Annotated in this window: 4 protein-coding genes; all 4 read right to left on the bottom strand. The window is 66.4% G+C overall.

Going from position 1 to position 4,161, the window contains the following annotated elements; all coding sequences use genetic code 11:
* Nucleotides 1-48: 48 nt before the first annotated feature.
* Nucleotides 49-1,101 (bottom strand): ABC transporter ATP-binding protein, encoded by a 1,053-nt coding sequence (locus B0G38_RS23050; RefSeq protein ID WP_264671633.1) that lies wholly within the window; start codon nucleotides 1,099-1,101, stop codon nucleotides 49-51.
* Nucleotides 1,094-2,182 carry an ABC transporter ATP-binding protein gene (locus B0G38_RS23045; protein WP_264671632.1) on the bottom strand — a complete coding sequence of 363 codons (1,089 nt, stop codon included), beginning with the start codon at nucleotides 2,180-2,182 and terminating at the stop codon, nucleotides 1,094-1,096. Before B0G38_RS23045 ends, B0G38_RS23050 begins: the two co-directional genes overlap by 8 nt.
* On the bottom strand, nucleotides 2,182-3,222 hold the full coding sequence (locus B0G38_RS23040) for an ABC transporter permease (protein ID WP_264671631.1): 1,041 nt from the start codon (nucleotides 3,220-3,222) through the stop codon (nucleotides 2,182-2,184). Before B0G38_RS23040 ends, B0G38_RS23045 begins: the two co-directional genes overlap by 1 nt.
* Before the next feature lie 9 nt (nucleotides 3,223-3,231).
* Nucleotides 3,232-4,161 (bottom strand): ABC transporter permease (locus tag B0G38_RS23035; protein ID WP_169995922.1); only part of this gene is annotated, 930 nt, incomplete at its 5' end.

Raw genomic sequence — 4,161 nt, 5'->3', positions numbered from 1 at the left:
AAGACGGCTACGGCTATGAGGACGTACTCTGCCCAGGTCACTGGTCTGTCACTGGGCCGGCGCCGGGGCCGGGTCCGGGTTGCGGACTTTGATCGTCTCCAGCGGGAAGTGGCATTCGGCGGCGTGTGACGCGTCTTCGGGGGCGGGGACGGTCGGGGGTAGCTGCTCGGCGCAGATGTCCTGGGCCTTCCAGCAGCGGGTCCGGAAGCGGCAGCCCGAGGGCGGGTCCAGCGGCGAGGGTATTTCGCCCTGCAGGATGATCCGGTTGCGCTCCGCGCCGGTGACATCCAGCTTGGGGGAAGCAGACATCAGCGCGGCCGTGTACGGGTGGCGGGGTCGGTCAAAGACTTCCTCCGTGACGCCGGTCTCGATGATCCGGCCCAAATACATCACGGCCACCCGGTCCGCGACGTGGCGGACCACGGACAGATCGTGCGAGATGAACACGTAGGCCACCCCGAGCCGCTGCTGCAGGTCGTTGAGGAGGTTCAGTACCTGGGCCTGGACGGAGAGGTCCAGGGCCGAGACCGGTTCGTCCAGGATAATGACGTCGGGGTTCAGGGCCAGCGCGCGGGCGATGCCGATGCGCTGGCGCTGGCCGCCGGAGAATTCCTGTGGAGACTTCTTCGCGTCGGAGGGCCGCAGCCCCACCATATGCAGCAGTTCGCGGACCCGGGCGTCACGCTCCCTGGACGTCCGGTAGAGGTCCTTGTGGGCGCGCCACGGCTCGGAGATGATTTCTCCGGCGTTCATGCGGGCGTTCAGGGACGCGAACGGGTCCTGGAAGACCATCTGCACCCGCCGGCGCCAGGCCAGCAGCTCCTTGCCGCGCATGCCGAAAGGGTCCTGCCCGTCGAAGCGCACGGTCCCGGAGTCCGGCCGTTCCAGCATCATCAGGGTCCGGGCCAGCGTGGACTTGCCGCAACCGGATTCGCCCACCAGGCCCAGCGTCTCGCCGCGCTCTACCGAGAGGCTGATGCCATCCAGGGCTCGCAGCCGGCTGTTGCCCGAGGGACCTTTGGGGACATGGAAGGTCTTGGTGACGCCCTCGACTTCGAGAAGCGTGCCGGTCCCCTGCGGCCGGGTCAGTGTTTCAGTCATTAGCCAGCTCCTCGCTGAAGTGGCAGGCCGAAGCCCGCACGGTGACAGGCAGTGCCGTGGCTGTGGCAGGCCGGGTGGAGTGGCGGCCCAGGCTCCCGCCGCCGTCGTCGTTGATCGGCAGCAGTTCCGGGCGCTGGGCCCGGCAGATCTCCTGCACCATGGGACAGCGCGACTGGTATACGCAGCCGGGCGGGATGTTGTGCAGTTCGGGCGGGCTGCCGGGAATGGAGTTCAGCTCCCCGCCGCGTTCGGCGTTGACCGGCACTGACTCCAGCAGGCCCTTGGTGTAGGGGTGGCGGGGGTTGGAGAAGACATCGGCCACGCGGCCGGTCTCCACGACATTTCCCGCATACATAACCGCCACGGTGTCCGCTTCTTCGGCGACAACGGCCAGATCATGGGTAATGAGCACTACCGCCATGTCGCTTTCCTCGCGGAGGCTGCGCAACAGGGCCATGATCTGCGCCTGGACCGTGACGTCCAGGGCCGTGGTCGGCTCGTCCGCGATCAGCAGCCGCGGGTTCAACGCCACCGCCATTGCGATCAGGATCCGCTGGCGCATGCCGCCGGAGAACTGGTGCGGGTACGCGTTAACCCGGGACTCCGGCTCCGGAATGCCCACCCGTTTCATCAGCTCAATGGCCTTTGCGCGGGCCTGCTTCGCCGACAGTTTGTGGTGGATCCGGAAGGCCTCGCCCAGCTGCGTGCCCACCGGATAAACCGGGTTCAGGGCGGTCAACGCGTCCTGGAACACGATGCCCAGCTCCGGCCCGGCGAACTTCCGCCGCTGCCGCGGACTCAACGCGGCCAGGTCCGTCCCATTCAGGACGATCTCGCCGCCGGTCACGTCCGCGATCGGATCCAGCAGCCCGGCAACGGCCTTGGCCGTCATGGACTTGCCGCAGCCGGATTCGCCCAGCAATGCCAAGGTCTCCCCGGCGCGGGCTTCGAAACCCACGTTGTCCACGGCCCGCACCGTGCCGCGGCTGGTGCGCAGGTCCACGGTCAGTCCCTCGACTTTCAGCACCGTGGTGCCGGTCTTTCCGGCCGCAGCCGGCGAGGCCTGGGTGAGAGCGCTCATTACTTCGACTCCTCGGTCTTGACAGGGATACGGGCGATCAGGCGTTTGCGCGGCAGCGCCAGACGCCAGCGCTGTGCCGGATCGGTGGCGATCCGCAGCCAGGCCGCCAGCACGTTCGCGGCGATGGTGGTGATCACGATGGCCAGGCCGGGGAAGATGGAAAGCCACCAGGCGGTCTGCAAGTACTGCCTGCCCTGGGCCACCATAAGTCCCCAGCTTACGTCCGGCGGCTGGATGCCGATACCCAGGAAGCTCAGGGAAGACTCGGCCAGCATGACGTAGCAGAACTCCAGCGTGGCCAGCGTCAGCAAGGTCGGCAGCACCACCGGGATGACATGGCGGCCGATGATGGCATTGGGCCTGGCACCGAAAGTACGCGCCGCGTCCACGAAGGTCCGGCTTTGCAGCTCGGCCGACTCGGCGCGGGCGGTACGCAGATAAATCGGGATGCGGGTGATCGCCAGAATCAGCACAATGTTGGCAATGCTGGGATTGAAAACGTAGAGAACAACGACGGCGAGCAGCAGCGATGGGAAGCTCATGATCACATCGGCGATGCGCATGGACACGGTTTCACGCCAGCCGCGGTGATAGCCGGCCCACACTCCCCAGAGGGAACCGATGATCAGCGCAACGCCGACGGCGGGCAGCGCCACGGAGATCGTTGTCCGGGTGGCCACGACCAGGCGGCCGAGAACGCTGCGGCCAAGCGAGTCGCTGCCGAGGAAGTACTCCCAGCCGTTGGCCAGGGTGAACGGCGCCTTGTTCGCGAACATGAGATTCTGTCTGGTCGCCAGGTCCCCCACCAGCATCGGGCCGAAGATCGCCACCAGACCGACGAAGACCAGCACGGCGGCCGCCACGGTGGCGAACTTATCGCGCAGCAGCAACCGGAAGAGGCTGAGCTTCTTGCCTGAGCTGTCGGCTTTGGTGCCCTTGGGGTCGCCGCCGAACGGCGGAGAATCCGGAAGGGTGGTGTCAGGTTGTGCGGCGTTAGCGTCCGGCGGCTGCTGGCCGGAGGCGGTGATGGGCGTGGTCATGGGTTCCTCCTACGCCTTCACGGTGGCCGGGCGGACGCGTGCATCCAGCAGCGCGTAGCCCAGGTCAATGAGGATGTTCAGGACAAAGATTGCAATCGCGGTCAACAGGACCGCTGCCTGCAGGACCGCGAAGTCGCGCTGCAGGATGGAGTCGATCATGAGCTTGCCGATGCCGGGCCAGCCGAAGATGGTTTCCACCACCACCGCGCCGTTGACCAAGCCCACGGTCAGATCGCCCGCAACGGTCAGCGCCGGGGCCGCGGCATTACGCAGAGCATGGTGGGTGACCACCCGCACGTCGCCGGCGCCCTTGCTGCGGGCCAGCTTGATATACGGCTCGGACAACGCGGACACCATAGCGCCCCGGACAATCTGAACCAACACCCCAAACGGGCGCAACAGCAGAGTCGCGATGGGCAACACCCAGGCCGACGCGCCGCCAACACCGGAGGTCGGCAACCAACCCAGTGTGATGGCAAAGATCCAGATGCCGACAATGGCGAGCCAGAAGTCCGGGATGGAGGCCGCGGCCATAGAGACGAAACTGGAGATACGGTCCGCGATGCCGTTGGGCTTCAACGCTGCCCAACAACCGACGATCACGGCCAGGACGATGGCCAGCACCATGGTGGTGGCGGCCAACTGCAGGGTGGCCGGGAAAGCCCGCAGCGCCATGGCTGCCGCGGACTCCCCCGTCCTGAGCGACTCACCGAAGTCCAGCCTGAGAACCCCGCCGAAGTAATCAGCCATCTGCGTCAGCAGCGGCTGGTCCAGACCGTGGCGGGCAGTAAAGTCCGCCCGCATCTGATCTGTCGCGTTCAACGGCAAGTACAGGTTCGCCGGATTACCGGTCAATCGGGCAAGCGCGAACACCCCCACGATCACAGCCACCAACGGCAACGCGCTGGAGAGGATTCGCTTTCTCAGGTAGACCAGCAT

Origin of the sequence: Crystallibacter permensis (genome assembly GCF_025960875.1) — a bacterium.
Classification (GTDB): Bacteria; Actinomycetota; Actinomycetes; order Actinomycetales; family Micrococcaceae; genus Crystallibacter; species Crystallibacter permensis.
Note: the sequence above shows the minus strand (reverse complement) of the source record. Positions and strands in the feature narration are given on the sequence as shown.